Consider the following 25999-nt stretch of genomic DNA (forward strand, 5'->3'; position numbering starts at 1 on the left):
CGCGCGCTGTATCGGTTTTTGTATCGGCCGCGCACGCATCGACGGTGTTAGCGTCGGGCAGCTCCCCGTTCCCGCTGAAAGGTGTTGCCGGTCATGCCGCTGCGTGAACCGACGTTCCTGATCCTGGCCGCGCTGGCGGGCGAGCCGCAGCACGGGTACGGCGTCCTGGAGGACGTGCGACGCATCTCCGAGGACCGGGTCCGCCTGCAGCCCGGCACCCTGTACGGAATCCTCGACCGGCTCCGCGGCGACGGGCTCATCGAGGTGGACCACGAGGAGGTCGTCGCCTCGCGGCTGCGGCGCTACTACCGGCTCACCACGCCGGGTCTCGACCTGCTCAGCGCCGAGACCGACCGCCTGCACCGCAACGCCGCCGCGGCCGACCGCCGGCTGCGGGCCCGCCCGGCGGTGAGCGCGTGATGACCGAGCTCGTGGCGGCGGAGCTGGTCCGGTTCGACTTCGCCGGCGAGGGGGCCGGCGAAGACGAGCTGTCGTGGGGGCAGCAGGAGATCTGGCTGGCGATGCAGCGGCAGCGCAGCTGGATCCCGATCGGCGGGCCGAGCACCCTGCGGCCCGGCACCACCCTCGACGACATCGTGGACGACCTGCGGTACACGATCGGGCGGTACCAGACGATGCGCACCCGGCTGCGCTTCCTGCCCGACGGGGCGGTGCGGCAGGAGGTGTCGGCGTCCGGGTCCTTCACGATCGAGGTCTTCGACGCGCCCGACGACGCGGACCCGCTGGAGTTCGCCGGCGCCGTCTTCGACTGGTTCCGGGCCTGGGACTACGACTACGTCAAGGACTGGCCGCTGCGGGTCGGCGTCGTGCGGCACCGCGGCGCGCTCACCCACCAGGTCTCCGTCGTCACGCACCTCGTCACCGACGCGCTCGGCGGGGTCGTCATGATGGACGAGGTGACCCGGCGGGAGCCCGCCCCGGTCGCCGGCATGCAGCCCCTCGAGCAGGTGCGGCGGCAGCGCTCCCCGTCCGGCCGCCGGCAGAACGAGGCGGCGCTGCGGTACTGGCGGCGGACCCTGCTGACCGTGCCCGCCCGTACCGTGCCGGAGTCCGCCGACAGGTGCGAGCCGCGCTACCGCGAGGGACTACTGCACTCCCCCGCGCTCCGGCTGGCGTTGGGTACCCTCGCCGACCGGCACGGCGTCGACTCGGCGACCGTGCTCCTGGCGGTGTTCGCGGCGGCGACCGCCCGCGTCACCGGCGTCGACCCGGTCGTGATCCGCCCGATCGTCGGCAACCGCTTCTGGCCCGGCCTCGCCGACGTGGTGTGCCCCGTCAACCAGGCCGGCCTGCTCGTCGTCGACGCGCTCGGCGCCGCGTTCCCAACGCTGCTGGACCGGGTCCGTGGCGCGGTCCTGTCGACCTACAAGTACGCCAGCTTCGACCCCCTGCAGCTCGCCGCCACCGTCGCCGGCGTGGAGCGGGAGCGCGGCACCGCCATCGACCTGTCGGTGCTCTTCAACGACCGCCGCACCGGCGACCGCTCCGCACCGCCCGCCGCGGTGACCCTGCCGCAGATGGCGTCCGCGCTGGCCGCGACCCGCTTCGACTGGCCGGTCGCCCGCGACGACCCGCACGAGCCGCTCATGGTGAACGTCGAGGACACCCCGGACGCCCTGCTGGTGCGGATCGTCTTCGACACTCACCACCTCGCCCCGGCCCTCGCGGAGTCCTGGGTCCGCGCCATGCAGACCATCGCCGTCGCCGCCGCCGTCTAGGTCGCGTCGGCATCGTTGGTGCGCGCGATCGTGGCTGGGGTGTGGCCTGAGCGTTGTCGATCGCTGGGATTCTGGGCGGATGAACAGACGGGGGCAAGTGCTGGTCGTCCTGCTCGGCGGCGTGCTGCTGTCGGGGCTGCTGTGGTCGTGCACGTCCGGGACCGCCGGGCAGCACGCGGACGAGCTCGGCGAGGTGACCGCGGTCCTGGACTCGGCGCCGGGCACCGTGGTGGTCCACGTGCTGCGGCGCGAGCGCACGACCGCGTGGCGGGTCGACGACTCCGGTGCGGCCGTCGAGTGGATCGAGGGCGAGGTCGCCGCCGGTACGCCACAGGCCCGGCAATGCCAGCAGGACCTCTGCTACCGGGTGCCGGGTGACGCGCTGCGGGTCGAGCAGAGCACCGACGGCGGCACCACGTTCGGCACGGTGTGGCAGGTGAGCGGCGACGCGTACACCAGACTCGGCGCGAAGTATCCGCGGCTCGGCGACCCGGCCCAGCACCTGTCGTCGCAGTCGCTGGTCGTGCACGCCGTGCCGAGCGGGCACGTGGTCTTCGTCGCCGACGGGCGGGACGGGCTGCTCTACCGGGACGTGCGGGGCGCGTGGCACCGGCTCGGCTCACCCGACTCCGGCGAGGGCTGCTGCTACTACGAGCCGCCACCGTCGCTCGCCGCCCCGTCGCTCACCGGCCTGCCGCCGCTGGCCGGCGCCGGCACGGCCGCGGTCATCCTCCTGCTCGGCCTGGTGCCGGCGGCTCGCAAGCGGGCCTGGCGGGGGCTGCCGGTCGTGGCGGCGGTCGCCGCGCTGGGCGGCCTCAACGCGGGCATCGCCGCCACCCTGCAGGACGTCGGCATGTTCCCCGGCCTGATGTACTCGGTGCCGCTGATCCTCGCCGTCACGGCCGGCGGCGGCATCTTCGCCCACCGGCTCGCCACCACCGACGGCGCCCCGCTCCGCCGGGCCGGCACTGAACAAGCCGCACAACCGGACGACGCGGCGTCACCGGTAGACGGACACGATCCCCAGCCGTGAGGCCGGGCCCGGCCGCACGCGGCGACCGGGCCCGACAAGGGTTCAGTACAGGATCAGGACAGGTCGAAGCGGTCCAGCTCCATGACCTTCGTCCAGGCCGCGACGAAGTCGGTCACGAACTTGTCGCGGGCGTCGGCGCTGGCGTAGACCTCGGCGAGGGCGCGCAGCTGCGAGTTGGAGCCGAAGATGAGGTCGACCGCGGTGGCGGTCCACTTCACGTCGCCGGTCGACACGTCCTGGATCTCGTAGACGTGCTCCTGCGACTCCGACGCCTTCCACTTGGTGCCCGGGGACAGCAGGTTGGCGAAGTAGTCGTTGGTGAGCACGCCGGGGCGGTCGGTGAGGACACCGTGCGCGGCGCCGCCGACGTTGTTGCCCAGCGCCCGCAGGCCGCCGACGAGGACGGTCATCTCGGGTGCGGTGAGGTCCAGCATGTACGCGCGGTCGACGAGCAGGATCTCCGGCTGGGTCTTCTCGCCGGGGCGCAGGTAGTTGCGGAAGCCGTCGGCGCGGGGCTCCAGGACGCGGAACGACTCGACGTCGGTCTCCTCCTGGCTCGCGTCGGTGCGGCCCGCCCGGAACGGCACGGTCACCTCGACGCCCGCGTCGCGGGCCGCCTTCTCCACCGCGGCCGAGCCGGCCAGCACGATGAGGTCGGCGAGAGAGATCTGCGCGCCGCCCGCGGCGTTGAACTCCTGCTGGATGCCCTCGAGCGTGCCGAGGACCTCGGCGAGCTGCGCCGGCTGGTTGACCTCCCAGCTGCGCTGCGGCTCCAGGCGGATGCGGGCGCCGTTGGCACCGCCGCGCTTGTCGGTGGAGCGGAAGCTCGCCGCCGACGCCCACGCGGTGGAGACCAGCTGCGCGACGCTGAGGCCGGAGTCCAGGACCTTCGCCTTGAGCGCGGCGACGTCGGCGTCGCCGACGAGCTGGCCCGAGACGGCCGGGACCGGGTCCTGCCACAGCTGCGGCTCGGCGACCCACGGGCCGAGGAAGCGGCTGACCGGACCCATGTCGCGGTGCAGCAGCTTGTACCAGGCCTTGGCGAACGCGAGCGCGAACTCCTCGGGGTTCTCGAGGAAGCGGCGGGAGATCTTCTCGTACACCGGATCCACCCGCAGCGAGAGGTCGGTGGTGAGCATCGTGGGCCTGTGCTTCTTGGACGGGTCGTGCGCGTCCGGGATGATCGCCTCGGCGTCCTTGGCGACCCACTGCTTGGCGCCGGCGGGGCTCGTGGTGAGCTCCCACTCGTAGCCGAACAGGATCTCGAAGAAGCGGTTGCTCCACTCGGTGGGCTTGTCGGTCCAGGTGACCTCGAGGCCGCTGGTGATCGTGTCACCGGCCTTGCCGCTGCCGTGGGTGCTCAGCCAGCCGAGGCCCTGCGACTCCAGCGGGGCGCCCTCGGGCTCCGGGCCCACGTGCTCGTCGGCGTCGCCGGCGCCGTGCGCCTTGCCGAAGGTGTGGCCGCCGGCGATGAGGGCGACGGTCTCCTCGTCGTTCATGGCCATCCGGGCGAACGTCTCCCGGATGAAGTACGCCGCGTTGAGCGGGTCGGCGTTGCCGCGGGGACCCTGCGGGTTGACGTAGATGAGGCCCATCTCGGCCGCGCCGACCTCGGAGGCCATCTCGGCCTCACCGACGTAGCGCTCGTCGCCGAGCCAGGTGTCCTCGGGGCCCCAGAAGATCTCCTCGGGCTCCCAGACGTCCGCGCGGCCGAAGCCGAAGCCGAAGGTCTTGAAGCCCATCGACTCCAGGGCCACGTTACCGGCGAGCACGAGCAGGTCGGCCCACGAGATCTTCTGGCCGTACTTGGCCTTCACCGGCCACAGCAGCCGGCGGGCCTTGTCGAGGTTGGCGTTGTCGGGCCAGCTGTTGAGCGGGGCGAAGCGCTGCCCGCCGTCGCCGGCGCCGCCGCGGCCGTCGTGGATCCGGTACGTGCCGGCGGCGTGCCAGCTCATCCGGATCATGAGGCCGCCGTAGTGCCCGAAGTCGGCCGGCCACCAGTCCTGCGAGGTGGTCAGCACCTCGGTGATGTCGCGCTTGAGGGCCTCGACGTCGAGCTTCTGGAACTCCTTGGCGTACTCGAAGTCCGCCCCGAGCGGGTTGCCCTTGGACGAGTGGGCGTGCAGCACGGAAAGGTCGAGCTGGTTGGGCCACCAGTCGCGGTTGGTGCGCGGACGTCCACCGGTCTTCGGGGTCGGCGAGTCGATCGCCGGGTTCTCGCTCTCGCTGCCGTGCGCGACTGGGCAGCCGCCTGCCGTGGCCTGGGTGTCGCTCATGGTCTTCCTTCCGTCTTTCGTCCGAACGGACCGAATCATTTCGAGGCGCAGTCGGGGCAGGTGCCCCAATACACGACTTCCGCCTCGTCGACCACGTAGCCGTGGTCGTCCGAGGCGGTGAGACAAGGAACGTGGCCGGCGGCGCAGTCGACATCGGCGATCGCGCCACACGAACGGCACACGACGTGGTGGTGGTTGTCCGCCACCCGGGACTCGTAGCGGGCGGTGCTGCCGGCCGGCTCGATGCGCCGCACCAGACCGGCGTCGGTGAGCGCCCGCAGAACATCGTAGACCGCCTGGTGGGAGACCATGGGATGTTCGGCGCGCACGAGGGTGATCACCGTGTCCGTGTCGACGTGCCGGTGCTCGTGCAGGGCGGCGAGGACCGCCAGCCGCGGCTTCGTCACCCGCAACGAGGCCGCCCGCAACTGCGCCTCGAAGTCGAACGTCACACGATCAACATAGACCACTAGTCTGGAACAGTTCAAGTTTTCACCGGGAGTGTCCCTGCACTTCATCCTGCCGGATGAGACGCCGCGGAACCCGCGGACGCGCCGTCCGGTCATCCCGCGCGGATGGCGCGGCCGGCCCCGGCGCGGCCGACGATCGACAGGTGCCGAACGCCCCGTCCGCGGACGTCGCGCGGGCAATGATCCTGCCGCTCGCCCTGGCCCAGTTCATCTGCAGCTACGCCGGCACCGCGATGAACGTCGCCATCGCACCGATGGCCCGCGATCTGGACACCACGGTGTTCGGCGTCCAGGCGAGCATCACGCTGTTCACGCTCACCATGGCCGCCCTGATGATCCCGGGCAGCAAGCTCACCGACGTGTGGGGCCGCAAGCGCTGCCTGGTCGCCGGGCTGCTGCTGTACGGCACCGGCGCCCTCCTCGCCGCGCTCGCCCCCGGCCTCGGCGTCATGATCCTCGGCAACGCGCTACTGGAGGGCGTCGGCTCGGCGCTGATGATCCCGCCGATCTACATCCTCGTCACCGTCATGGCCCCGGACCTCGCGACCCGGGCGCGGTACTTCGGCATCGTCAGCGGCGCCGGCGCGCTCGGCGCCGCGACCGGCCCGCTCATCGGCGGCCTCATCACCAGCCTGTTCAGCTGGCGGGCGTCGTTCCTGCTGCAGGTCATCGTCATCGCGTGGATCATCGTGCTGATCCGCCGGCTGCCCGCCCCCGCCCGCACCGGCCCGGCGCCGTCCTTCGACGTGACGGGCGCGCTGCTGTCCGCCGCCGGGCTGCTGCTCGTGGTGCTCGGCGTGCTGCTGTCCACCACGTACGGCTGGGGCGCCGCACGCTCGGACGTCGTCGTCGCCGGCTGGGTCGTCATCGCCGAGGGCGGCATCTCACCCGTCTGGCCGACGCTCACCCTCGGGGCGCTGACGCTCGCCGCGTTCGCCTGGCACCTGCACCGCGCCGAGCGGCGTGGCCGCGAGCCGCTGCTGCACCTGCGCCTGTTCCGCGACCGCGCCGCCAACCTCGGCCTGGGCACGCAGGCGGTGCAGTGGCTGATCATGCAGGGCACGTTCTTCGTCACCGCCGTGTACCTGCAGGACGCCCTCGGCTACAACGCCGTCATGACCGGCCTGGTGCTCACCCCAGCGACCGCCGGAATCCTGGCCTCGTCGGCGGCCGCCGAGCGCTTCGCCCGCAACCGCACCCAGCGCACCCTGATCATCGCCGGCTTCGTCCTCACCGTCGCCGGCATGGCCACCCTGCTCGCCCTGGTCGCCGCCGGCACCGGCATCTGGCGCACCGTCCCGGGCCTGCTGCTCGCCGGCCTGGGCCTCGGCACCATGCTCACCGCGTCCGTCAACCTGGTGCAGTCCTCGTTCCCCGACCGCGACCAGAGCGACATCTCCGGCATGTCCCGCTCCGTGTCGAACCTCGGCTCGTCGCTGGGCACCGCCCTGGCCGGCTCGGTCATCGTGTCCGCCGCTCACCCCGGCGCCCACCCGTACGCGGCGTCGCTGGTGGTCCTGCTCGTGATCGCGGTCGGCGGCCTCCTGGTGTCCGTGCTGCTCCCCCGCACCCCGTCCCCGTCGCCGTCCCCGACCCAGTCCCCAGCCCCGGAACAACCGCACTGACCAACTGGCCTGTCAGTTGCTCCTGGTCGAGCTCGAACACGACGGTGTCAGGACTGAGCGTCGTCCTGCCAGGTGGTGATGCGAAGGACGATGAAGGCGGCGAGGAGGGCGGCGAGGATGCCGGCGGCGCCGGTGACGTAGGCGACCTCGACGGGGGTGTGCACGTCCTTGAAGCCGTCGGCGTAGAGCTTCGTCTCGGTGGAGGCGAACAGGCTGACCAGCAGCAGCAGCCACCAGGAGCTGACCACGCCGGTCGGGGTCCAGGAGCGGTCGGGGTTGCTGCGGGCGTACAGCTCCTTGACGACCTGCTGCGGGATGACGATGTTGGCGACGGGGATGAACCAACCGGCGATGGTGAAGGCCTTGGGCCAGCGGACGCTGGTCTCGTCGCGCCGGTCGAAGTTGTCGCGGACCAGGTACAGCCAGACGATGAGGGCGGCGAGCACCAGCAGCCGGGCGGCGTTGAGCACGACCGACTGGGTGTCGGCGTTGGCGAAGATGCCGAGGGTCACGCTGGACTCGGACGCGACGACCTCGCCGGTGCCGGCGACCGGGCCGCGCAGGGAGTCGACGATGGTGTATGCGTGCGCCAGTGCGGCGACGCCGAGCGCGCCGATCACCACCCAGCCCGTCGTCGCCAGGCGGTGCGGTGCAGCGGTACCCGTCTCGATCATTCGGGCAGCGTGCACCGCACCGCGTGCAGCCCACCTGCAATCCACGTGCGGGCCGCCTGTCCGGAAGGTGTCAGGCGCGGCGCCGGCGGATCCACAGGAAGCCGAGGGCGGTCAGCAGCAGGGTCAGGACCAGGTAGGCGGACAGCTCGATCCACTGGAAGGGCCAGTACCGGGAGCCCGGCTGGTAGACGTAGGAGAAGTGCAGGTTCTGGCTCGCCGTGCAGGCCTTGGCCTTCGCGAAGCTGCCGGCGGCCATGCACGGCACGGCGTCGGCCTCGAGGTACGGCGACCCGTCGGGCTTGAACAGCTTCATCTCCTCGCTGAGCGACCACACGCCGGGCGCGCTGTACCCGGTGAGGAACGCGCCCTCGGAGCCCCTGATGCCGAGGCCGTTGATGCGCTCCATGACCGCCGCGTCCACCGTCACCGTCTCGGTGACCGGCGGCATGATGTGCTGGCGGATGCCGTTGGGCACCGCGACCTGTACCAGCGCGAACACGGCCAGGGTGATCGCCATCGCCGGCAGGGTGCGGCGCACGACCAGGCCGGTGACCGCGCCGAGGGTGAACGCGAAGAGGGCGTAGCCGACGGGCACGACGTTGCGGGCGGCGAAGTTGAGCGCGGCGAAGCGGTCGCCGGTCACCTGGTCGTAGCGGCTGGCGCTCCACGTGAGCAGGAGGCTGAGCAGGCCGCTGGCGAGCACGGCCACGGCGCCGAGGAGGCCGAGCTTGACCGCGAGCCAGCGGGTCCGGGTGACGCTCTGGTTCCAGACCAGCTTGTCGGTCTTCTCCTCCAGCTCCCGGGCGACCAGCGGGGCGCCCCAGAAGATGCCGACGAGGGCGGGGATCGCCAGCAGCAGCGCGCCGACGAGGCCGACCTGGGCGTCGTACGTGTTGGTGAAGTGCTCGACCGCCGTGCTGCACGTGGCAGGGGTGCAGGCGGCGATGTCGGTGTCGTACGCGGCGCGGATGCTGAACCCGAGCACCAGCAGGTAGACGATGAGGGCGGCGAGGGCGGCCGCGGTCACGACCGCCTGCACACGGAACTGCCGCCAGGCAAGCCAGGTCATGCCTCCACCTCCGCGAGCATCGGGGCGCCGTCGAAGCCGGCGGCGCGGGTGAGGTAGGCGAGGACGAGGTCCTCGAGGTCGACGCGGTCTGCGCCGTCGATCGGGGTGGTCGTGCGGACGACCATCGTGTTCTGCTCGGCATGGATGATCTCGGTGCCGGCGGGCAGCCGGTCGAACCCGGGCAGCGTGCCGGTGAGCCGCTGGTGCTCGCCGAGCAGCTGGGCGACGTCGCCGCTGAGCTGGACGCGCGCCGAGGCGAGCACGATGAGGTGGTCGCAGACCCGCTCCAGGTCGCCGAGCAGGTGTGAGGAGAGCACGACGCTGACGCCGAGCTCGCCGACGAAGTCGAGCAGGTCCTGCAGGAACGCGCGTCGGGCCAGCGGGTCGAGCGCGGCGACGGGCTCGTCGAGGATGAGCAGGTCGGCGCGTTTCGCGGCGGCGATGGTCAGGGCGAGCTGGGCCCGCTGCCCGCCGGAGAGCCGCCCGGCCTTCTGCCGCGGGTCGAGGTTGCGCTGCCGGATTCGGCGTTCGGCGAGGGCGGCGTCCCAGCGCGGGTTCAGGCGGGCGCCGAGGCGCAGGTGGTCGGCGACGGTGAGACTGCCGTAGATCGGGGCGTCCTGCGCGACGAACCCGACCCGGGCCAGCTGCGCCGCGCTGGCGGCGGGCGGGTTGCCGAGCACGGCGATGCTGCCGGAGCTCGGTGCGATCAGCCCGCAGACCAGCCCGAGGAGGGTCGACTTGCCGGCGCCGTTCGGGCCGACCAGCCCGACGACGCGCCCTTCCGGGATGCTGAGGGTGCAGTCGGTGAGCGCCGTGACGTGCCCGTAGCGCTTGCCGAGTGCCTGGGTTTCGATGACCGCTGTCATCGCCGGCTCCTAGTCCTCGATGGGATCGTGTCGAGGTCAAGTTCTAGGCGCCGGACGGTCACGGGACGGTCCGCGCGGCTGTGACCGGGCTGTGACCGCGCCGCGGCTAACCTTCTGCCGATGCGGGTGCTGGTGGTGGAGGACCAACCGGAGCTGGCCGACTCGGTGGCGCGGGTGCTGCGGCGCGAGGGCATGGCGGTCGACGTCGCCTATGACGGCGGCGCCGCGCTGGAGCGTACGTCGGTGGTCGACTACGACGTGGTGGTCCTGGACCGTGACCTGCCGGGGGTGCACGGCGACCAGGTGTGCCGCACGCTCGTCGCGCAGGGCTCCCCCGCCCGGGTACTGATGCTGACCGCCTCGGGCACGATCGCCGAGCGGGTCGAGGGGCTCGGGCTCGGCGCCGACGACTACCTGCCGAAGCCGTTCGCCTACGCGGAGCTGGTCGCCCGCGTCCGGGCGGTCAGCCGGCGGTCACGTCCGGCGACGCCGCCCGTGCTGACGCACGGCGACCTGCGGCTCGACCCGGCACAGCGCGTCGCGGCGCGGGCCGGCGAGCGGCTGACGCTGAGCCCCAAGGAGTTCGCGGTGCTCGAGTACCTGCTCACCTGCCGCGGCCGGGTCGTGTCGGCCGAGGAGCTCCTCGACCGCGTGTGGGACGAGGCGGCCGACCCGTTCACGACCACGGTGAAGGCGACGATGAACCGGCTGCGCGCAAAGCTCGGCGACCCGCCGCTGATCGAGACCGTGCCCCGGGCCGGATACCGGATCTGAGATGCGCAACGGCCCGAACCGCCTCCGCTGGCGCCTCACCCTGGTCATCTGCCTGGTCGCCGTCGTGTCCGGCGCGGTGCTGCTGGTCATCATGTACAGCATCGCCCAGGGCCTCGACGGCGACGTCCGCGGCTTCCTGCCGCAGAAGGCGCCGGCTCCGCCGCCGGTCCCGGGGCAGGGCCCGCTGGCGCGGCCGGACATCCTCGGCCCGGTGCACGAGCAGAGCTCGCTGCTCACCGTGCCCGCCGTCGCCCTGGCCATCATGACGGCGCTGTCGCTGGCGTTCGGCTGGCTGATCGCCGGCCGGCTGCTGCGCCCGGTCCGCACGATGGCGGAGCGGCTGCAGCACATCTCCGAGCGCAACGTCCACGAGCGCCTCGCCGTCACCGGCCCCCGCGACGAGCTCAAGGACCTCGCGGACACCGTCGACGGCCTGCTCGGCCGGCTGGAGACGTCGCTGGACGCGCACAAGCGGTTCGTCGCCAACGCCGCGCACGAGCTGCGCACCCCGCTGACCGTCGAGCACGCGCTGCTGGAGGAGCCGCTCATCGACCCCGACGCCGACGTCGAGGCGTTCCGGGCCAACTTCCAGCGGCTGATGAAGATCAGCGCCGGCCGTGCGCGCCTGCTCGAGTCGCTGCTCACCCTGTCCAGCAGCGAGCACGACCAGCCGCGCGACGAGCCCTTCGACCTGGCCGCGATCGTCACCGAGGCGCTCGCCGAGCGGTCCGGCGACCTCGACCGCGCCGGCCTGCGGGCGGTGCCGTCGCTGGAGCCCGCCCGCATCTACGGCGACCCGCTGCTCGTCGCCCGGCTCGTCGCGAACCTCTGCGACAACGCGATCCACTACAACGCGCCGGGCGGCCGGGTCGAGGTCGCGGTCCGGGCGCTCGTCGGCCGGGTGAGCTTCGCGATCGCCAACACCGGTCCGGTCGTCCCGCCGGACCAGGTCGACCGGCTCTTCGAGCCGTTCCAGCGCATGCAGCGCACCGCCGACGACGGCCACCACGGCCTCGGCCTGTCCATCGTGCGCGCCATCGCCACCGCGCACGCCGCCACCCTGAAGGCCCACCCGCGCCCGGGCGGCGGCCTCGTCGTCGAGGTGACCTTCCCGTCGTTCCGCACCTGACTGTTCCGAATCGACGTCTATATGAACATTTACAGAACTCGAACACTATCTTGCAGGTAGGATTAATAGACATGCATGACGATGGCGTCATGCGCTTCTTTCCCCTCGAGGACAGCGGCGTCGCGGACGACACGTACTTCGTGTTCAGCTCCGACAACGGGTTCCACCTCGGCGAGTACCGGCTGGCGCAGGGCAAGCAGACCGCGTTCGACACCGACGTCCGGGTGCCGCTCGTCATCGCCGGACCGGCCGTCCCCGCCGGCAGCACCCGCACGGAGATCGTGCAGAACATCGACCTGGCGCCGACCTTCCAGCGCCTCGCCGGCGGCACCGTCGCCTCGGACGTGAACGGCCGCAGCATCGTCCCGCTGCTGCAGGGCCAGCCGGCGGCGAACTGGCGCACCGCGTCGCTGATCGAGCACCATGGGCCGGACGCCGCCGACGACGACCCGGACGCCCAGACCGCCCGCGACGGCAGGCCGACCACCTACGAGGCGCTGCGCACCGCGTCCTACACCTACGTCGAGTACGCCAACTGCGAGCGCGAGTACTACGACCGGCTCGCCGACCCGTACCAGCTGAACAACGTCGCGGCGCAGCTGCCCGCGGCCCGGCGCGCGGCCCTGCACACCGCGCTGCAGCGGCTGCGCGACTGCCACACCCACGAGGCCTGCTGGACCGCCGGCCACGTGACCGCCTAACACCCGCGGCGGCCGGTCACCCCGCGGGTGTCAGGTGCCCGTCGAGCTGGGCGGCGAGGTCGGCGGCGCGGCCCACCGCGGCCCGCGCCCACGACGCGGCCGGGCTGGTGTCGGCGTCGTCGAGGCCGAAGGCGAGCAGGCCGGTGAGCTGCCGCAGGTTGCCGGCGATCGCCCGCACGTCACCGTCGGGCAGCGTGTCGAGGGCGGCGGGCAGCAGGTCGAAGTAGCGCTCGGCGGCCTGTCTCGCCGCGGCACGCTGGGCGGCGAGCTCCTCCGCCGCGTGCTGCTGCTGCGGGTGGAACGCGACCTCGTGGTGGGTGAGCGCCTCGCTGGTGTAGGACGCGCCGAGGTCCGCCCGGTGGTCGCCGGGCAGGCCCGGGTAGATCGCGCGGCCCACCTGGAGGATCGGGGCCATCGGCGCGGAGTCGGCGGAGCCGAAGACCCGCAGCCGGGCGACCCGGTCCAGCTCGCGGGCGACGGCGAGGCGTTGCGCGGTGTCGAGCGGCCCGCGCAGCGCCTCCGCGTAGGCGTCGGCGGCGTGCCCGGCCGCCTCCCGCTGCGCGGCCAGCTCCTCCTGCGGGTGCGGCTGGGCGGGGTGGAACGCGACCTCGTGGTGGGTCAGCGCCTGGTTGGACCAGGACCGGGCGATCTCCAGCTCGTGCCCGCCGATCCGGGCGTGCACCTCGCGGGCGAGGGTGGCGGCGCGCACGCCGGCCGACGAGTCGGTCGAGCCGAACGCGAGCAGCCGCGCGAGCAGGTCGAGCTGCGCCACCAGGATTCGCAGCCGCTCCGGGGTCACGGTCGGCGACGTCGCGAGCCGGGAGGCGACGTCCCACGCGTTGCCGGCGGCGGCGAGCTGCGCCGGGATGTCCGCCGGGTGGGCCGCCTGGGCGCGAGCCAGCCACAGCGCCACCGTCGCGTAGGCGACGCCCTCCACCAGCGCCAGCTCGGCCTCGGCGGCGGACGCGTCGCGGCCCTCCGCGTGCAGCGCCGCGACGAGGGCGGCGAGGGAGGCGGCGAGGACCCCGACCCGGTGCGGCGTCAGGTCCGCCAGCGGCGTCCCGGCCGGCTCCGCCAGGGTGCGCAGGACGCCGGAGCGCCACACCGCCGGCTCGGCGCCCGGCGCGGCCGAGTACGGTCCCGGCACCGGAAGGTCGCCCGGGCCGCCGAGGTCGTACACCCGCAGACCGCCGCTGGACGGCTCGATCACCCACGCGCCGGGCCACGGGCGCCACACGCCGCGGTCGGGGACGCCGTCGCCGTCGTAGTCCGCGCCGGCGGGCAGGTCCGCGCTCGTGTCGACCCGCGCGGCCCGCCAGTCGAGCCGGTCCGGCTGGCCGGGCGGGCTGACGTAGGCGATGGTGTACCGCCCGGTCGCCGACGCCGTGGCGTAGGACGGCTCCCGGTCGGTGCGGACGGTGAACGGCGCGTCGACGACCGGCCGGTCGTCCTCGGTCTCCCAGGCGCCGCTGGCGTGCTCGTCGGGCTCGAACAGCCCGTCCTCGTCGAAGATCTCCAGCCGCACCCCGAACGGGCGGACCGCGGCCGGGCCGGGCCCGATCGTCGCCGTCCACGGCGGCCCGGCGGCGTGCAGCGAGCCGCCGGTGCCGAAGACGTCGCCGGCCTCCAGCTCCGCCCAGTTGTCCTCGTCGCCGAACTGCCACCGCCGGACCCGTTCGACGACGCCCTGCCGGACCAGCCCCGAGTACACCTCGGCGCTGAACCAGCCGTCGGCGGCGCCGGAGTCGCCGGACGCGACGATCTCGACCCGGTCGACGGTGACGTCGACCCGCCGCTGCCGAAGCGTCACCGGCGCGACCGTCTCCGACCAGTAGCCGCGGGTGTCCATGACCCTCACGATCACGGTGTACGTGGCGCCTGGGCGCAGCTCGTGACCGGGCGCCTGGACGAGCTCCTCCTGCCACGCCTGCCGCAGCTCGCCCAGCACGAGGCGGCCCGCGCAGGTGTCGAATGCGTGGTAGGTGTGCCCGTACGGGCGGTGCTCGGCCGGCGCGCCCTCGCCGATCTCGGCGATGAGGCAGACCGGCCGCGCGTCGTTCGTGACCTCGAGGCGGACCCGGTCCGCTTCGGGGAACGCGTGGACCCCGCCCTCGTCGAGGAGGTTCCCGGGCCGGCCCGTCGCGATGACGTACGCCACCTCGGCCCGCGGCGGCGGCGTCACACGAGGGTCGGCCTGCGGGTCGGTGGTGCCCCAGACCCGCACCACGGTGCCGGCGGTCAGCAGCGGCGTGTCCAGGTGGCCGGTCCGCTCGAACGTGTCCAGGCCTTCCTCCGCCGCGGCCTCGCCCCGGGTACGGACCGTCGACGCGCGCATCTGGGCCCGGAGCGCCTCCCCCGTGTACGACACCCAGACGCCGGGCTCCGAGGACAGCCAGATGATCGGGCTGCCCGCGAAGCACGTGTACCGGATCCGCCGCACCTCGCCGCGCTTGAGCGGCGACACCACGACGAAGTCCTCCTCGACGGTGAGCCGCACCTGCGGGCGGGCCGGGTCGCCGAGGGTCGGCAGCTGCTCCCAGCGGAACCCGTCGCCGATGTGCCGCTGCTGGAACAGGTCCACCCACGACTGGCCGTCGCACCGCGCGAACAGCCACAGCGGCGCGCTGCTGTCGCCGTCGGGTTTGTCCTCGTCGCGCAGCTGCACGACCGACACCTCGTCGTAGAACCCGGTGCCGACGGTGCCGGCCTCGGCCCAGTCGTTGTTCTCGTGCTCGTAGCCGGGGTTCGGCCGCCAGAAGTGCCGGATGCCGCCGGTCCGCGACGGCGCGAACAGCTCGTAGTTGCCGTGCCGGCCGAAGCCCATCCACGGGTCGGAGCGGCCGCGGTCGCTCTGGATGATCGCGGGCCGCCCCCGCACCCCGCGGCCGATGTCCTGCGGGTACTGGTTCGCCTCGAACGTACGCAGGGTGCCGTCGCCGCGGACCGCGACGTACATCTCCCGGCCCCGGTAGTTGTCCTCGAAGTCCGTCTCGTGGGTGCCGACCGTCCCGAGCACCCAGCCGACGCCGTCGAACGGGCCGGTGACGGGTTCGGTGTCGGTGCTCACGGCGTACAGCCGCACGATCTCCTCGAACGGCCCGCCGGTCCAGTCGTACACCGTGGAGTGCAGCGTCATGAGCTGGTGCTGCCGATACATCCCGCCGCCCGTGCGGGGTGCGGTGACCAGCAGCAGGTTGTGCCGCGGAGAGCTGTCCCCGTCGACGGGCGCCCACCGGGTCCGGGTGAGCGTCGCGCTCGCCGCGTCGGCCAGGTCCCCGCCCAGCCCGACGCGGACGCGGGTCCACCGGTTCGGCGGCCCGTTGTCGCGGAACCAGTGCACGGTCCGGCCCGACTCGACCGTCACCACCTCGTAGTTGTTGTGCTCGCCGTCCTGGCTCTGGTAGTCGCCCTCGTGCCAGCTGACCGAGTCGACGACCCCCGCCGACGGCGGCACGCACGGCCACGGCCCGCTCCACCGCCCGGCGCCCCGGTCGAACCAGTACAGCGCGAACCCGCCCGCCGGCCACGGCACGATGACCTCGACCGTCCCGTACGTCGTGTTCTGCGCGAACCCCGCAGCGAACCCCACCTGTCCCATTGCCGTGTCCCCCCGGTCCGAGCCTGTGTGGGCTTCACTATGGGCGCCTCCCCCGCGGCGGCGCTGTCGCCAGTCGGCCAGCCGGATCGTGTATCTGGCGGCGGCCGGGGTGTTCCGTGCGGTGGCTACGGCGCGTCAGCCGCCGGCCTGACCAGCCCCGCCGAGATCGTCAGTTCCGGGCGGCGAAGCCGGCGCGCAGCGGCGTCGCGACCGTCCACGTGCCCGTCATGGTCGTGGTGGTCATGCCGGGCTCCCCACGGGCGTGAGCGGCAGGTCGGCGTGCACGAGGTGATAGACGCCGATCCGGTCGGGGCCGGTCAGCAGCGCCGGGTCCTCGCCGGGCAGCAGCGGGGTCGACATGACCGCCCGGACCGCGGCGTCGATGGCGTCGGCCGGCATCGGCAAGACGACGCTGGTCGACCGGGCGCTGCGGCAGGCCGGCGCGACCGCGGTGCGCGGCTACTGCCCCGCCGAGCCGGCGCCGCCGCTGTGGCCGTGGCGGGCGGTCCTGCCCGGCGCCGTCGCTCCTGATCTTCAGGCGCCCTTCGAGCCCACCGCCGCGGCCTCGGCCCGGTTCGCGGCGCTCGCCCGGCTGAGCGACGCCGTCCTCGCCGGTGGTCCGCCCCTCATCCTCCTGGAGGACCTGCACTGGGCCGACGTGGCGTCGCTGGACCTGCTGCGGCACGTGGCACAGGGCGCGGCGGGTGCCGGTGTCACGGTCGTCGGCACGGTCCGGTCGCCCTCACCCGACGCCGTGGCGCTCCGGCTGGCGGATCTCGCCCGGTACGGTGCGGTGCGGGTGCCGCTGTCACCCTTCACCCTCGATGAGGTGGCGCGGCTCGTCGACGCCGCGTCGGCGCCGGCCGTGCTGGCCCGGACCGGCGGGTTGCCGCTGCTGGTGGCGGCCGTCGGGGCGGGTCGGGGCCGGGCGACCTGCCCGCCGTCGTGCGGACGCTGCTGGCCACGCTGAGCCCGCAGGAGCGGGCCGCGGTGCAGGCCGCGGCCGTGCTGGGCGAGGAGGTCGACGACGCCCTGCTCACGGTCGTCGCCGGTACGCCGGTGGACGGGTTCCTCACCGCCGCCCGCCACGCCGGCCTGCTGATCGTCGCACCGCCGGAGCACCGGTACCGGTTCGCGCACGCGCTCGTCCGCGACACGATCGTCGCCGGCCTGGAGCCGGCCGCGCTGCGGGAGCTGGCCCGGTCGGCCGCCGTCGCGCTCGAGTCGGGCTCGGGGTCCTCTGCCGCGGCGGGCGGGCGGGGCGCGGTGCCGGCCGCCCGGATCGCGGCGCTGTGGCGGCAGGCCGGGGTGCCCGGTGCGGCGGCGGCCTGGTCGCGGCGGGCGGCGGCGCAGGCCCGGGCCGCGCACGCGTACGACGACGCGGCCGCCCACCTGTCCGCCGCGTCCACTGTGGAGCTTCCGCCGGCGGAGCGGGCCGAGCTGCTCGTCGAGCTGGCGCAGGCGGAGTACCTCGCCGGCCGCTACGACCGGTGCCTGGACCACTGCGTGGACGCGGCCGGGGCGGCGGCGGAGGCGGGCCGTGGGGACCTCGTCGCGGCCGGCGCCCGGGTGCTGCAAGGGGTGACGTACGCGCACGCGGGCAGCGTCGTCACGCGGCTGTGCCAGCAGCGGGCCCTCGCGTACCCGGACCTCGGCGACGGCCTGCGGGCCCGGGTGCTGGCGCAGCTGGCCGTGATGACCGCGGACGCCGGACAGGTGGGCCAGGCCGCGGCGCCCGCGCGGGAGTCGCTCGCGCTCGCGTCGGCGTGCGGCGACCCGCACGCGGAGATCGAGGCCGCCCGGGCCCGCGAGATGACCCTCGTCGACCCGGCCGACACCCCGGAGCGGCTCCGCCTCGGTGACCTCGTCGCCGACCGGGCCGAGGCGCTCGGGCAGCCCCTGGCGGCGCTCATCGGCCACGAGTGGCGGATGCAGTGCGGGTACCTCACCGGCCGGCTCGACGTCGTCGAGTCCGCGGCAGCGGCGATCGAGGACCTGGCGGGCCGATCGCCGCTGCCTGTGCTGCAGTGGCACCGCAACCGGATGCTGGCCAGCCGGGCGACGCTCGCCGGCCGGTTCGACGACGCGGTCGCGCACAGCCGCCACGCGACGGCGATCGCGCTCGCGTCCGGCGACCCGAGCGCCACCGTGATGCACTTCGCCCACGGCGTGCACGTCGCCGTGCTCCGCGGCGACCCGTCGGCGCTGCCGGAGGGGCTCGACGCGGCGTTCGCGGGCGCGCCCCTCGATCCGCTCATCGACGTCCAGCGCGCCAACGTGGCGCTGCTGACAGGCGCCCTCACCGATGCCCGGGAGGTGTACGACCGGCTGCGCGCCCGGCTGCCGCTACCCGCCGACCATCCCGCCTGGCCCGCCGTCCTGACCCAGCTGACCGGCCTGATCGAGCACTTCGCCGACGCCGAGGCCGCCGCGATCGTCCACCGCCAGCTGCTGGCGTTCCGCCCGTTCCCGGGCGCGCTGGGCACGGCGACGGTCTTCTTCCACGGCACGGTCAGCCGCTTCCTCGGCCAGCTGGCGGCGGTGGCCGGCGACACCACCGGCGCCGTCGAGCTGCTGCGCGAGGCGCTGACCCGCAACCGGGCGATCGGCGCTCGCGCCGACCTCGCGCTCACCGGCCTGGCCCTGGCCCGGGTCCTGCCCGCCGGGCCCGAGGCGGCGGCTCTCGCCCGGGACGCGGCCGACCTCGCCGCCCGCCTCGGCATGCCCGGCCCGGCGGCGGCCGCCGTCGGGAAAGCGAACGCCGATCCGCTGACAGCCCGCGAGCGGGAGATCGCCGGCCTGCTCGCCGAGGCACTCACCAACCGCCAGATCGCCGCCCGGCTCGTGCTGTCGGAGCGCACCATCGAGTCACACGTGCGCAGCATCCTCGCCAAGACCCAGTGCACCAACCGGACCGAGTTCGTCGCCCGCTGGCCCGCTCACCACAGCATCGGGAAACGCCCGTAACCGAGGGCCTTGTCGTACACCGCCCGCAGCCACGACTCGCGCACCTCGGGCAGCCGCACCAGCGTCGCCACGAACACGTTCCGGTCGAGGTGGAACGGTGTGTGCGGCAGCAACGGCGCCGGGTCGTCACGGCGCTCCGCCGCGGGCAGTGCGACCGGTCCACGTCTCGGCCGGTACGCCAGGTGTGCCCACACATCCCATTCCAGCGGGACACCGTCACCCTCGCCGGGCAGCGGCCACACCGCGCCGGTCTGCGGGTGCCGTGGCACCAGCGCGAGGTCCACGTCGCCGGTCGGCAGGCCCGGCCCGGCCAGCGTCAGCGTCCTCACCGGCGCGCCGTCCGCCAGCATCGCCGCGAGCACCGGCCGCAACAGCCCCGCCACCGTCGGGTCCTGGACCGCCACCGGCACACCGCCCGACAACGCCAGCAGCCGGGCCACCGCCGCCGCGAACGCGGCCGACCACAGTGGACTCCACCAGCCGCGCTGCTCGACCGGGCCGACGCCGGGCCGTCGCACCCGCAGGTCGTCCCAGGTGAGGACCGCCGCATCGGCGCCGCTGACGTGGCGCACCGCCCTCGGGTCGAGCCACACCGCCTGCCAGTGGCCGCAGTCGTCGATGCGCGTCGCGACCAGCCGGCCGCAGCGTTCGCACTCCAGGTTGGGTCCGTCCCGGCCGTCGGGGCCGAAGCACCCCCCGTCGGCGGCAACGTCGCTGAACACGGTCCCGCGGACGTCGCCGGGAGCGAGGACGACCGCGCCGTGCGGCCCGCCTGGCAGCACCGCCGGCACGTGCCCGCCGCTCGGCCAGGGCGGTCCGGGCGAGCCCGGATCCACGGCGAACGTGCCGGGCTCCATCAGTACACCGAGCAGCTCATGCGACATGTGCTGGTGGGCCTGGACCGGCAGCGCGACCTCCGACACAGGCACGGTCAGCTCGGCCCCGCAACCCCCGCACACGAACATCGCCACCCATTCTTTCCGCGATGCCCGCAAGTTGCCAAGGGGTGGCGGCGCCGGGCTGTCATGGGGTGAGGGTGGCGATGAGGGCGCCGGCCTCGGTGCGGGACATGTCCAGGCCGCGGACGTAGGCGTCGGCGTGGCGGGGGGCCGGGGCGCCGTGGCGGTTGCGGTGGGCGTTGGCGCGGCCGATGGCCTGGGCGGTGAGGCCGACGCGCCGGCCGATGCCGGTGACCGCGCCCCACAGCAGCGCGCCCGCCTCGCCGTCGCCGGTGAGGGTCAGGGCGCGGGCCAGCGACAGCGACGTCACCAGCCACGAGCTCACCGTCGGGGCGTCGTCGAGGCGGCTGGTGAGCCGCAGCGCGGCGTGCCGGGCGTCGTCGTAGCGGGCCTGGTCGAGGGCGACCTCGACGCCGAGCCAGCTGGCCACGGTCACCACCCAGCCGTAGCCGCAGTCGCGGGCGGCGTGGCGGGCCTCGGTGAGCAGCTCCGCCGCGGCGGTGAGGTCGCCGGCCAGGTACCGGGCGTGCCCGGACACCATCCGGCCCTGCGCGAGCAGGTCCGGCCAGCCGACCCGCTCCGCGGCCCGGTGCGCCCGGGTGGCGGCCTCGCCGGCGAAGGTCGCGTCGCCGGACGCCGCCGCCACGAACGACAGGCAGCACAGCGCGTCGGCGCGCAGGTAGTCGTGGCCGGCGCGTTCGGCGTCCCACACCGCCTCGTGCGCCTGGGCGACGGCGTCGGGCACGTCACCGGCGATCGACCGCAGCGCCGACAGGCCGAGCAGTGCCCGGCTCCGCGCCGACTGGCCGGTCGCCGACCTGTCCTGCCCGCCTGCGGCGAGCGCGGCCCGCAGCCAGGCGGTGCCCTCCGCGGTGGCGGCGTCGTGGAACCAGTACCAGGCGACCCCGCCGGCGATGTCGACGGCCGCGGCGCCGTCCCCGTCGGCGAGCGCGCTCCGCAGCGCGGCCCGCACGTTACGGCGCTCGGCGTGCAGGCGGCGCAGCCAGTCGTCGGCGGCGGCGGTCCGCAGCCCGGTCGCGGCCTCGGCGGCCATGCGCCGTGCCCACTCCCGGTGCCGGCGGACGGCCCGGGCGCCTTCGTCCTCGTCGAGGAGGTGTCTGGCGTACTGGCGCAGCGGCCGGCCCATGCGGTAGCGATGCGCGGTCCCGCCGTCGCGGTGGACCTGGATCAGCGACCGGTCGACGAGCCCCGGCAGCCGGCCGCGCCGGCCCGGTGCGACGGCGTCCATCGCGTCGAGGTCGAACCCGCCCTCGAACACCGACAGCTGCCCGAGCAGCGTCGCGTCCGCCGGTGTGAGCGCCCCGCCGAGCGGGTCGGTGGCGGGCCCCAGCAGCGCGGTGGGGTCCTCCCGCAGGTGCGCGGCGAGCACGGCCAGCGGCAGCGCCCGGGACAGCGTCGCGGCCCGCTCGACCGCCGCCGGCAGGCACCCGACCGCGGCGCAGACCGCGGCGGCGAGCCGGCGGTCCGCGGTGCCCGGCGCCCGCGCGGCGGCGCCCGGCATCCGCGTGAGGAACAGGTCGACCGCTTCGCCGACCGGCAGCGGCGCCAGCTCCAGCAGCGCCTCGCCGGGCACGCCGAGCGGCTCCCGGGCGGCGAGGAGCACCCGCAGCCCGGGGGCGGCGGCGCGGTCCAGGGCGGCGGCGACGTCCCGCGGGCTGGGCGCGCCGTCGACCACGAGCAGCCGGGTCGCCGGGCCGGGTTCCTCCGGCCACCACACGGTGGGGATCCCGGTCAGGTCGGCGTGCCGCTGCCCGTACTCCAGCACCAGGCGGCTCTTGCCGACCCCCGGCGGGCCGGTCACGGTGACGACCCGCGCCGACCGCAGCAGGTCGGCGACGGCCACCAGATCCGCGGCGCGCCCCACGAAGTCCGTGTCCTGCGGCGGTACGTCGGAGGTGACCTCGATGACCGGACCGCCGGAGGCCAGCGGCTCGTGCCGCAGGATCGCCGTCTCCAGACCGCGCAGCCCCGGCCCGGCGTCGACGCCGAACCGGCCGGCGAGCGTCTCGCGGGCCTCCCGCAGCACGTCGAGGGCGTCGACCTGGCGTCCCGACCGGTACAACGCGACCGCCAGCAGCTGCCAGAGCTGCTCCCGGCCGGGGTGCTCGCGGGCCAGCCCCGACAGCTCGGGGATCACCGCCTCGTGCCGCCCGAGACCCACGTCGGCGGTCACCCGGCCGATCCGGGCCTGGACCCGCACCTCTTCGAGGCGGCGCCCGGCGACCAGGGCGAACGAGGCGTCGGGAAAGTCGGCGTACGCGCCACCGCGCCACAGCCCGAGGGCCTGGTCCAGCGCGGCCCGCCCCGGCTCGAGCTGCCCGTTCGCGATGAGGTCCTGCCCCTCGGCGGCGAGCGCGCTGAACACGTCGGCGTCGAACGCGCCAGGTGCCGGACGCACCGCGTACCCGCCGCCGACCCGCACCAGGACCCGCGACGGCGACCTCGGCGGCCGGTCGGGTTCGAGCGCGCGCCGGAGCCGGGCGAGGTGGCTGTGGACGGTGCCGAGCGCGGTCGCGGGCGGCTCGGCGCCCCACAGCACCTCCACGATCCGGTGGAACGGCACCTCCTGCCCACCGGTGCTGAGCAGCAACGCGAGCAGCATCCGCGGGCGCAGGCCGCCGAGGTCCACCTGGTCGCCGGCGATCGTCACCTCCAGCCGTCCCAGGACCCCGAACCGCGGATCTGCCATGGCCGTACACCTACCCGAATGATCGTTTACACGGACGTCGGGTCAGACGACCAGCACCGCCCCGCGGTTGCGGCGGCGGTCTGTCGCAAGTCCGCCTGCGCCGGCCGCGCCGATGCGCTATGCGGACCTCGTCGCCGCGGGCCCGGCTACGGCCACCGCGCGTGCACCTCGTCGATCGCGTCGAGCACCCCCTGCGCCGCGCCGGGCCCGCCCACCCGCACGATGGTGCCGGCGAGCGCGCCGATCCCGGCGAGCGAGCCGTAGGTCCGGTGCTCCGGCAGCGCGCGGCGCAGCACCTCGACCGCGAGCCGGACGCGCTCCGGCGACGGGTCGGCGTCGACGAGCGCCTGCGCCCGCCCGGCGAACGCCCGCGCCGGGAAGCGCCCGCGCCCCACGGCCGGCAGGGCGGCGGCCAGCAGCTCCGGGGTGAGCCGATCGGCGAGCCGGGCCAGGAGCTCGGCGCGCCAGAACCGGCCCGGATCGGCACCGGCGGCCGCCGCGGCGTCGGGCAGCAGCTCGTCCGGCAGCCGCCGCACCAGCTCGACGAACCGTTGTGCCCGGGTCTCCGGATGGCGGATCGCGGCGACCGCGGCGACCGCCTGCCGCTGCAGGTCGGCGGGCAGGTACGGGGCCAGGGCGGCCAGCAGCACCGACGGGGGCCGTGGGCCGTCCCCGGCCAGCACGGCGGCGATCGTCGCCTCCCGCCGCTCGGGCGGCAGGTGCCGGACGGCCCTGGCCAGGGCCTTCGCGCGGCTGTCGGGCGCGGCGAGGGCGAGGGCCAGCTCCGTGGCCCTGGCCGCGACGGCCGGCCGCTGCTCGGGCGGCAGGTGGGGCGCGATACCGGCCAGCAGGTCGACCTCGGAGCGGTCGCCCCGGGCGGCGGCCGGCACGCCATCCTCGACGCGCTGCACGTCGAGCTCGCCACCGAGCTGGTCGTGCGGGGATCCACCGCCGCACGGTGACGACCGGCTGACCGTGACGGGGGGCGCAAATCGGTGAACCTCGAACGTTCGGGTGAGATCAGGTACGTAACAGGCAGGATAGTCTCGTGCCCGTGACGCGGGAGGCGCTTCCGTCGGCCGGTCCCGTGGCGGGGGTGGCCGCGTGGCGGTACGTGCAGGCGGCCGTCGCCGTCCTGCTGCTCGGGACCGTCTGGTGGGCCGCGTTCCTCGCCGGCTGGGTCGGCTCCGAGGCGTTCGCCTACGTCTTCGTGCCGGTCGGTGGGGTCCTGGCCACCGCGTCGGTGCACCACATGCTGCTCGGCGGCGGCCTCGACCCCATCGCACGGCGGTTCTGGCGCGGGCTGCGGGGCGCCATGGCGCTGATCACCATCGGGTACGCGTGGCTGGCGCTGGACATGCTCACGCACGCCGACGAGGCCCACACGCGCACGATGCCGGTCCTCGCGGCCGTGAGCGTCGGGATCGGGTTCCTGGCCGCGTTGTGGGCGGTGGCCCGGGTGCCGGTGATGCCGACCGGCGGCGTCGAGTGGTGGCGGATGCTGCTGGACCGCACGATCGGGTTCCTCGGCTGCGCGGCGGTCCTCTGGTACGCGGGGCTGGCGCCCATGCTGTCGGCCCGCGAGCCGTGGAGCCGGCAGGCGATGGTGCTGGTCGGGCTCGCGTTCGTGGCCGCGGTCGGCGCCGCGACGAAGGTGTCCTACGTCGCCGGCGGCCCCGTCGACCGGACCGCGATCCGCCTCATCGCGGCCAGCGGCGGCGTCACCGCCGGGATCGTCGCGGTGCTCGCCGTGCGGTTCGGGCTCATCGCCGCCGTGCCCGCGCAGGCGGTCGTGATGCCGCTGACGCCGGTGCTCGCCACGCTGGGCGTCGCGGCGCAGTGGCGGGCCAGCCTGGGGCTGCGCCGCGACAGCGCCCGCAGCGGCAAGTGGCTGCCCTACCTGGCGGTGGTCGCGGTCGACCTGCCGCTGGTCGCGATGGCGTTCGGCGCGCCGCTGGAGTGGCCCGGCCGCGTCGTCGTGATCGCCGCCGTGCTGGTGACGGCGCTGGTCACGGCCCGGCAGTACCTCACGTTCCAGGACAACACGCGGCTGCTCGCCGACATGCGCGACCAGGAGGAGCGCCTGCGGTACGAGGTGAGCCACGACGCCCTGAGCGGCCTCGCCAACCGGGCGCTCTTCCGGGGCCGGATCGCGACGGCGCTGACCTCCCCCGACCCGGCGTGGGTGCTGCTGGTCGACCTCGACGACTTCAAGGCCGTCAACGACCTGCTCGGCCACGGCGTCGGCGACCGGCTGCTGGTCTCCGTCGCGCAGCTGCTGCAGGCCGAGGCCGGCACCGCCGGCCTGCCGGTGCGCGTCGGCGGCGACGAGTTCGCGGTGCTGCTCACCGGCCCCGGCGCCGACCCGGAGGACCTCGCCGCCCGGATCCTGGCCGCGCTCGACCAGCCGATCAGCGAACACCGGTTGCTGGTGCAGGCCAGCATCGGCATCGCCGCCGTGCGGCCCGGTGCCACCGTCGACGCGGTGCTGCGCGACGCCGACGTCGCCATGTACACCGCGAAACAACGCGGCAAGGCCGGCTTCGTGCGCTACGTCGACGGCATGGGCGAGCCCGTCCTCGCGCACATGCAGCTCGGCGGCGAACTGCGGCGGGCCCTCGACGGCGGCGAGCTGCGGGTGCTGTACCAGCCGATCCTGCGCCTCGACGACCGCCGGCTCGTCGGCGTCGAGGCCCTCGTCCGCTGGCACCACCCGACCCGGGGCGTCATCAGCCCCGCCGAGTTCATCCCGGCGGCGGAGCGGACCGGGCTGATCGTCCCGCTCGGCCGGTTCGTGCTGCGCGAGACCTGCCGGCAGGCGGCGAAGTGGCTGGCCGAGTTCGGGCCGGACGCGCCACAGCGGGCCGCCGCCAACGTCTCCGCGCGGCAGCTGCACGACCCCGACTTCGTCGCCGACGTCACCGCCGCCCTCGCCGACAGCGGCCTGCCCTGCGAGCGGCTCGTCCTCGAGGTGACGGAGTCCGCGGTGCTGCGCGGGCAGCAGGTGTCGCGGACGCTGTACGACCTCGACCGCATGGGCATCCGCCTGGCGCTGGACGACTTCGGCACGGGCGAGTCGTCGCTGAGCCTGCTGCGCGCGTTCCCCGCCGCGATCGTCAAGCTCGACAAGTCCTTCGTCGACGGCGTCGAGATCGACGACGGCCAGCCCGCCGCCGCCAACGCCCGCCAGGCGGTCGCCCGCGCCGTCGTCCAGCTCGCCCACACCCTCGGCCTCGACACGGTCGCCGAGGGCATCGAGAGCGCCGAGCAGGCGGCTGTGCTGCGCGAGCTCGGGTACACCGTCGGCCAGGGTTACCACCTCGCCCGCCCGATGACCGCCGAGAGCGTGTCCGCCCTGCTCGCCCGCCAGCAGTCCCTCACCGCCGCCGACCGCTGAGCCGCCTCCGGT

19 protein-coding genes are annotated in these 25999 nt (G+C 74.6%); 10 read left to right on the forward strand and 9 right to left on the reverse strand.

Translation table 11 applies throughout. From position 1 onward, the window contains the following. Positions 1-93: 93 nt before the first annotated feature. The 3 genes from ACQEVZ_RS44515 to ACQEVZ_RS44525 all read left to right on the forward strand — a co-directional run bounded on the left by ACQEVZ_RS44515 (position 94) and on the right by ACQEVZ_RS44525 (position 2772). Positions 94-420 carry a PadR family transcriptional regulator gene (locus tag ACQEVZ_RS44515; protein WP_354903339.1) on the forward strand — a complete coding sequence of 109 codons (327 nt, stop codon included), beginning with the start codon at positions 94-96 and terminating at the stop codon, positions 418-420. Next, the gene (locus tag ACQEVZ_RS44520) at positions 420-1739 is read left to right on the forward strand and encodes a condensation domain-containing protein (RefSeq protein WP_433379370.1); all 1320 of its coding nucleotides are present in this window, start codon (positions 420-422) and stop codon (positions 1737-1739) included. The genes ACQEVZ_RS44515 and ACQEVZ_RS44520 overlap by 1 nt, the downstream gene beginning before the upstream one ends. Before the next feature lie 79 nt (positions 1740-1818). Continuing rightward, entirely contained in the window at positions 1819-2772 is a 954-nt protein-coding gene (locus ACQEVZ_RS44525) for a hypothetical protein (protein ID WP_433379373.1), read from the forward strand. A gap of 53 nt (positions 2773-2825) precedes the next feature. On the opposite strand, the gene katG is transcribed toward ACQEVZ_RS44525, so the two are convergent. Together katG and ACQEVZ_RS44535 are read right to left on the reverse strand one after the other, a co-directional pair. Beyond that, the gene (gene katG / locus ACQEVZ_RS44530; RefSeq protein ID WP_433379376.1) at positions 2826-5048 is read right to left on the reverse strand and encodes a catalase/peroxidase HPI; all 2223 of its coding nucleotides are present in this window, start codon (positions 5046-5048) and stop codon (positions 2826-2828) included. 35 nt (positions 5049-5083) lie between these two features. Continuing rightward, a complete protein-coding gene (locus ACQEVZ_RS44535) occupies positions 5084-5500 on the reverse strand; it encodes a Fur family transcriptional regulator (RefSeq protein ID WP_360559461.1) in 417 nt (138 codons plus the stop codon). Positions 5501-5661: 161 nt separating this feature from the next. Between ACQEVZ_RS44535 and ACQEVZ_RS44540 the strand changes: the two genes are divergently transcribed. Next, complete coding sequence (locus ACQEVZ_RS44540; RefSeq protein ID WP_433379380.1) at positions 5662-7143, forward strand: MFS transporter; 1482 nt, start codon at positions 5662-5664, stop codon at positions 7141-7143. A gap of 47 nt (positions 7144-7190) precedes the next feature. Here the strand turns inward: ACQEVZ_RS44540 and ACQEVZ_RS44545 are convergent, their stop codons facing one another. The 3 genes from ACQEVZ_RS44545 to ACQEVZ_RS44555 form a co-directional block, all read right to left on the reverse strand. Beyond that, positions 7191-7817 carry a DUF4328 domain-containing protein gene (locus ACQEVZ_RS44545; protein ID WP_433379383.1) on the reverse strand — a complete coding sequence of 209 codons (627 nt, stop codon included), beginning with the start codon at positions 7815-7817 and terminating at the stop codon, positions 7191-7193. Between the two features lie 70 nt (positions 7818-7887). Then, the gene (locus ACQEVZ_RS44550) at positions 7888-8886 is read right to left on the reverse strand and encodes an ABC transporter permease subunit (protein WP_433379386.1); all 999 of its coding nucleotides are present in this window, start codon (positions 8884-8886) and stop codon (positions 7888-7890) included. After that, positions 8883-9752 carry an ABC transporter ATP-binding protein gene (locus ACQEVZ_RS44555; protein WP_433379389.1) on the reverse strand — a complete coding sequence of 290 codons (870 nt, stop codon included), beginning with the start codon at positions 9750-9752 and terminating at the stop codon, positions 8883-8885. Before ACQEVZ_RS44555 ends, ACQEVZ_RS44550 begins: the two co-directional genes overlap by 4 nt. Before the next feature lie 120 nt (positions 9753-9872). Here ACQEVZ_RS44555 and ACQEVZ_RS44560 point away from each other — a divergent pair, with 120 nt between their 5' ends. The 3 genes from ACQEVZ_RS44560 to ACQEVZ_RS44570 all read left to right on the forward strand — a co-directional run bounded on the left by ACQEVZ_RS44560 (position 9873) and on the right by ACQEVZ_RS44570 (position 12356). Further along, positions 9873-10526 carry a response regulator transcription factor gene (locus ACQEVZ_RS44560; protein WP_344506965.1) on the forward strand — a complete coding sequence of 218 codons (654 nt, stop codon included), beginning with the start codon at positions 9873-9875 and terminating at the stop codon, positions 10524-10526. Between the two features lies 1 nt (position 10527). Continuing rightward, the gene (locus tag ACQEVZ_RS44565) at positions 10528-11655 is read left to right on the forward strand and encodes a HAMP domain-containing sensor histidine kinase (RefSeq protein WP_433379394.1); all 1128 of its coding nucleotides are present in this window, start codon (positions 10528-10530) and stop codon (positions 11653-11655) included. Positions 11656-11744: 89 nt separating this feature from the next. Continuing rightward, positions 11745-12356 carry a sulfatase/phosphatase domain-containing protein gene (locus tag ACQEVZ_RS44570; protein ID WP_433379397.1) on the forward strand — a complete coding sequence of 204 codons (612 nt, stop codon included), beginning with the start codon at positions 11745-11747 and terminating at the stop codon, positions 12354-12356. Between the two features lie 16 nt (positions 12357-12372). Here the strand turns inward: ACQEVZ_RS44570 and ACQEVZ_RS44575 are convergent, their stop codons facing one another. Beyond that, a complete protein-coding gene (locus tag ACQEVZ_RS44575; RefSeq protein WP_433379400.1) occupies positions 12373-15945 on the reverse strand; it encodes a hypothetical protein in 3573 nt (1190 codons plus the stop codon). A gap of 367 nt (positions 15946-16312) precedes the next feature. Between ACQEVZ_RS44575 and ACQEVZ_RS44580 the strand changes: the two genes are divergently transcribed. Together ACQEVZ_RS44580 and ACQEVZ_RS44585 are read left to right on the forward strand one after the other, a co-directional pair. Beyond that, entirely contained in the window at positions 16313-16924 is a 612-nt protein-coding gene (locus ACQEVZ_RS44580) for an ATP-binding protein (RefSeq protein WP_433379403.1), read from the forward strand. Next, positions 16900-18921, forward strand: coding sequence for a LuxR C-terminal-related transcriptional regulator (locus ACQEVZ_RS44585; protein WP_433379406.1), 2022 nt, complete (start codon positions 16900-16902; stop codon positions 18919-18921). Before ACQEVZ_RS44580 ends, ACQEVZ_RS44585 begins: the two co-directional genes overlap by 25 nt. On the opposite strand, the gene ACQEVZ_RS44590 is transcribed toward ACQEVZ_RS44585, so the two are convergent. From ACQEVZ_RS44590 to ACQEVZ_RS44600, 3 genes are all read right to left on the reverse strand, one after another. After that, complete coding sequence (locus ACQEVZ_RS44590; RefSeq protein ID WP_433379409.1) at positions 18894-19850, reverse strand: hypothetical protein; 957 nt, start codon at positions 19848-19850, stop codon at positions 18894-18896. The two genes, ACQEVZ_RS44585 and ACQEVZ_RS44590, sit on opposite strands and share 28 nt — an antisense overlap. A gap of 94 nt (positions 19851-19944) precedes the next feature. Continuing rightward, positions 19945-22590, reverse strand: coding sequence for a BTAD domain-containing putative transcriptional regulator (locus ACQEVZ_RS44595; RefSeq protein ID WP_433379412.1), 2646 nt, complete (start codon positions 22588-22590; stop codon positions 19945-19947). A gap of 146 nt (positions 22591-22736) precedes the next feature. Then, entirely contained in the window at positions 22737-23501 is a 765-nt protein-coding gene (locus tag ACQEVZ_RS44600; RefSeq protein WP_433379415.1) for a hypothetical protein, read from the reverse strand. A gap of 137 nt (positions 23502-23638) precedes the next feature. Here ACQEVZ_RS44600 and ACQEVZ_RS44605 point away from each other — a divergent pair, with 137 nt between their 5' ends. Further along, on the forward strand, positions 23639-25987 hold the full coding sequence (locus ACQEVZ_RS44605) for a putative bifunctional diguanylate cyclase/phosphodiesterase (RefSeq protein ID WP_433379418.1): 2349 nt from the start codon (positions 23639-23641) through the stop codon (positions 25985-25987). The last annotated feature ends 12 nt before the right edge of the window (positions 25988-25999 follow it).

Source organism: Dactylosporangium sp. CA-152071 (assembly GCF_050936335.1).
GTDB classification, from domain to species: Bacteria; Actinomycetota; Actinomycetes; order Mycobacteriales; family Micromonosporaceae; genus Dactylosporangium; species Dactylosporangium maewongense.

Bases quoted from the DNA above. Each gene is read 5' to 3' on its own strand.
- ACQEVZ_RS44515 (WP_354903339.1), top strand. From the start codon at position 94: ATGCCGCTGCGTGAACCGACGTTCCTGATCCTGGCCGCGCTGGCGGGC.
- ACQEVZ_RS44520 (WP_433379370.1), top strand. From the start codon at position 420: ATGACCGAGCTCGTGGCGGCGGAGCTGGTCCGGTTCGACTTCGCCGGC.
- ACQEVZ_RS44525 (WP_433379373.1), top strand. From the start codon at position 1,819: ATGAACAGACGGGGGCAAGTGCTGGTCGTCCTGCTCGGCGGCGTGCTG.
- katG (WP_433379376.1), bottom strand. From the start codon at position 5,048: ATGAGCGACACCCAGGCCACGGCAGGCGGCTGCCCAGTCGCGCACGGC.
- ACQEVZ_RS44545 (WP_433379383.1), bottom strand. From the start codon at position 7,817: ATGATCGAGACGGGTACCGCTGCACCGCACCGCCTGGCGACGACGGGC.
- ACQEVZ_RS44550 (WP_433379386.1), bottom strand. From the start codon at position 8,886: ATGACCTGGCTTGCCTGGCGGCAGTTCCGTGTGCAGGCGGTCGTGACC.
- ACQEVZ_RS44555 (WP_433379389.1), bottom strand. From the start codon at position 9,752: ATGACAGCGGTCATCGAAACCCAGGCACTCGGCAAGCGCTACGGGCAC.
- ACQEVZ_RS44560 (WP_344506965.1), top strand. From the start codon at position 9,873: ATGCGGGTGCTGGTGGTGGAGGACCAACCGGAGCTGGCCGACTCGGTG.
- ACQEVZ_RS44565 (WP_433379394.1), top strand. From the start codon at position 10,528: ATGCGCAACGGCCCGAACCGCCTCCGCTGGCGCCTCACCCTGGTCATC.
- ACQEVZ_RS44570 (WP_433379397.1), top strand. From the start codon at position 11,745: ATGCGCTTCTTTCCCCTCGAGGACAGCGGCGTCGCGGACGACACGTAC.
- ACQEVZ_RS44580 (WP_433379403.1), top strand. From the start codon at position 16,313: ATGACCGCCCGGACCGCGGCGTCGATGGCGTCGGCCGGCATCGGCAAG.
- ACQEVZ_RS44595 (WP_433379412.1), bottom strand. From the start codon at position 22,590: ATGGCAGATCCGCGGTTCGGGGTCCTGGGACGGCTGGAGGTGACGATC.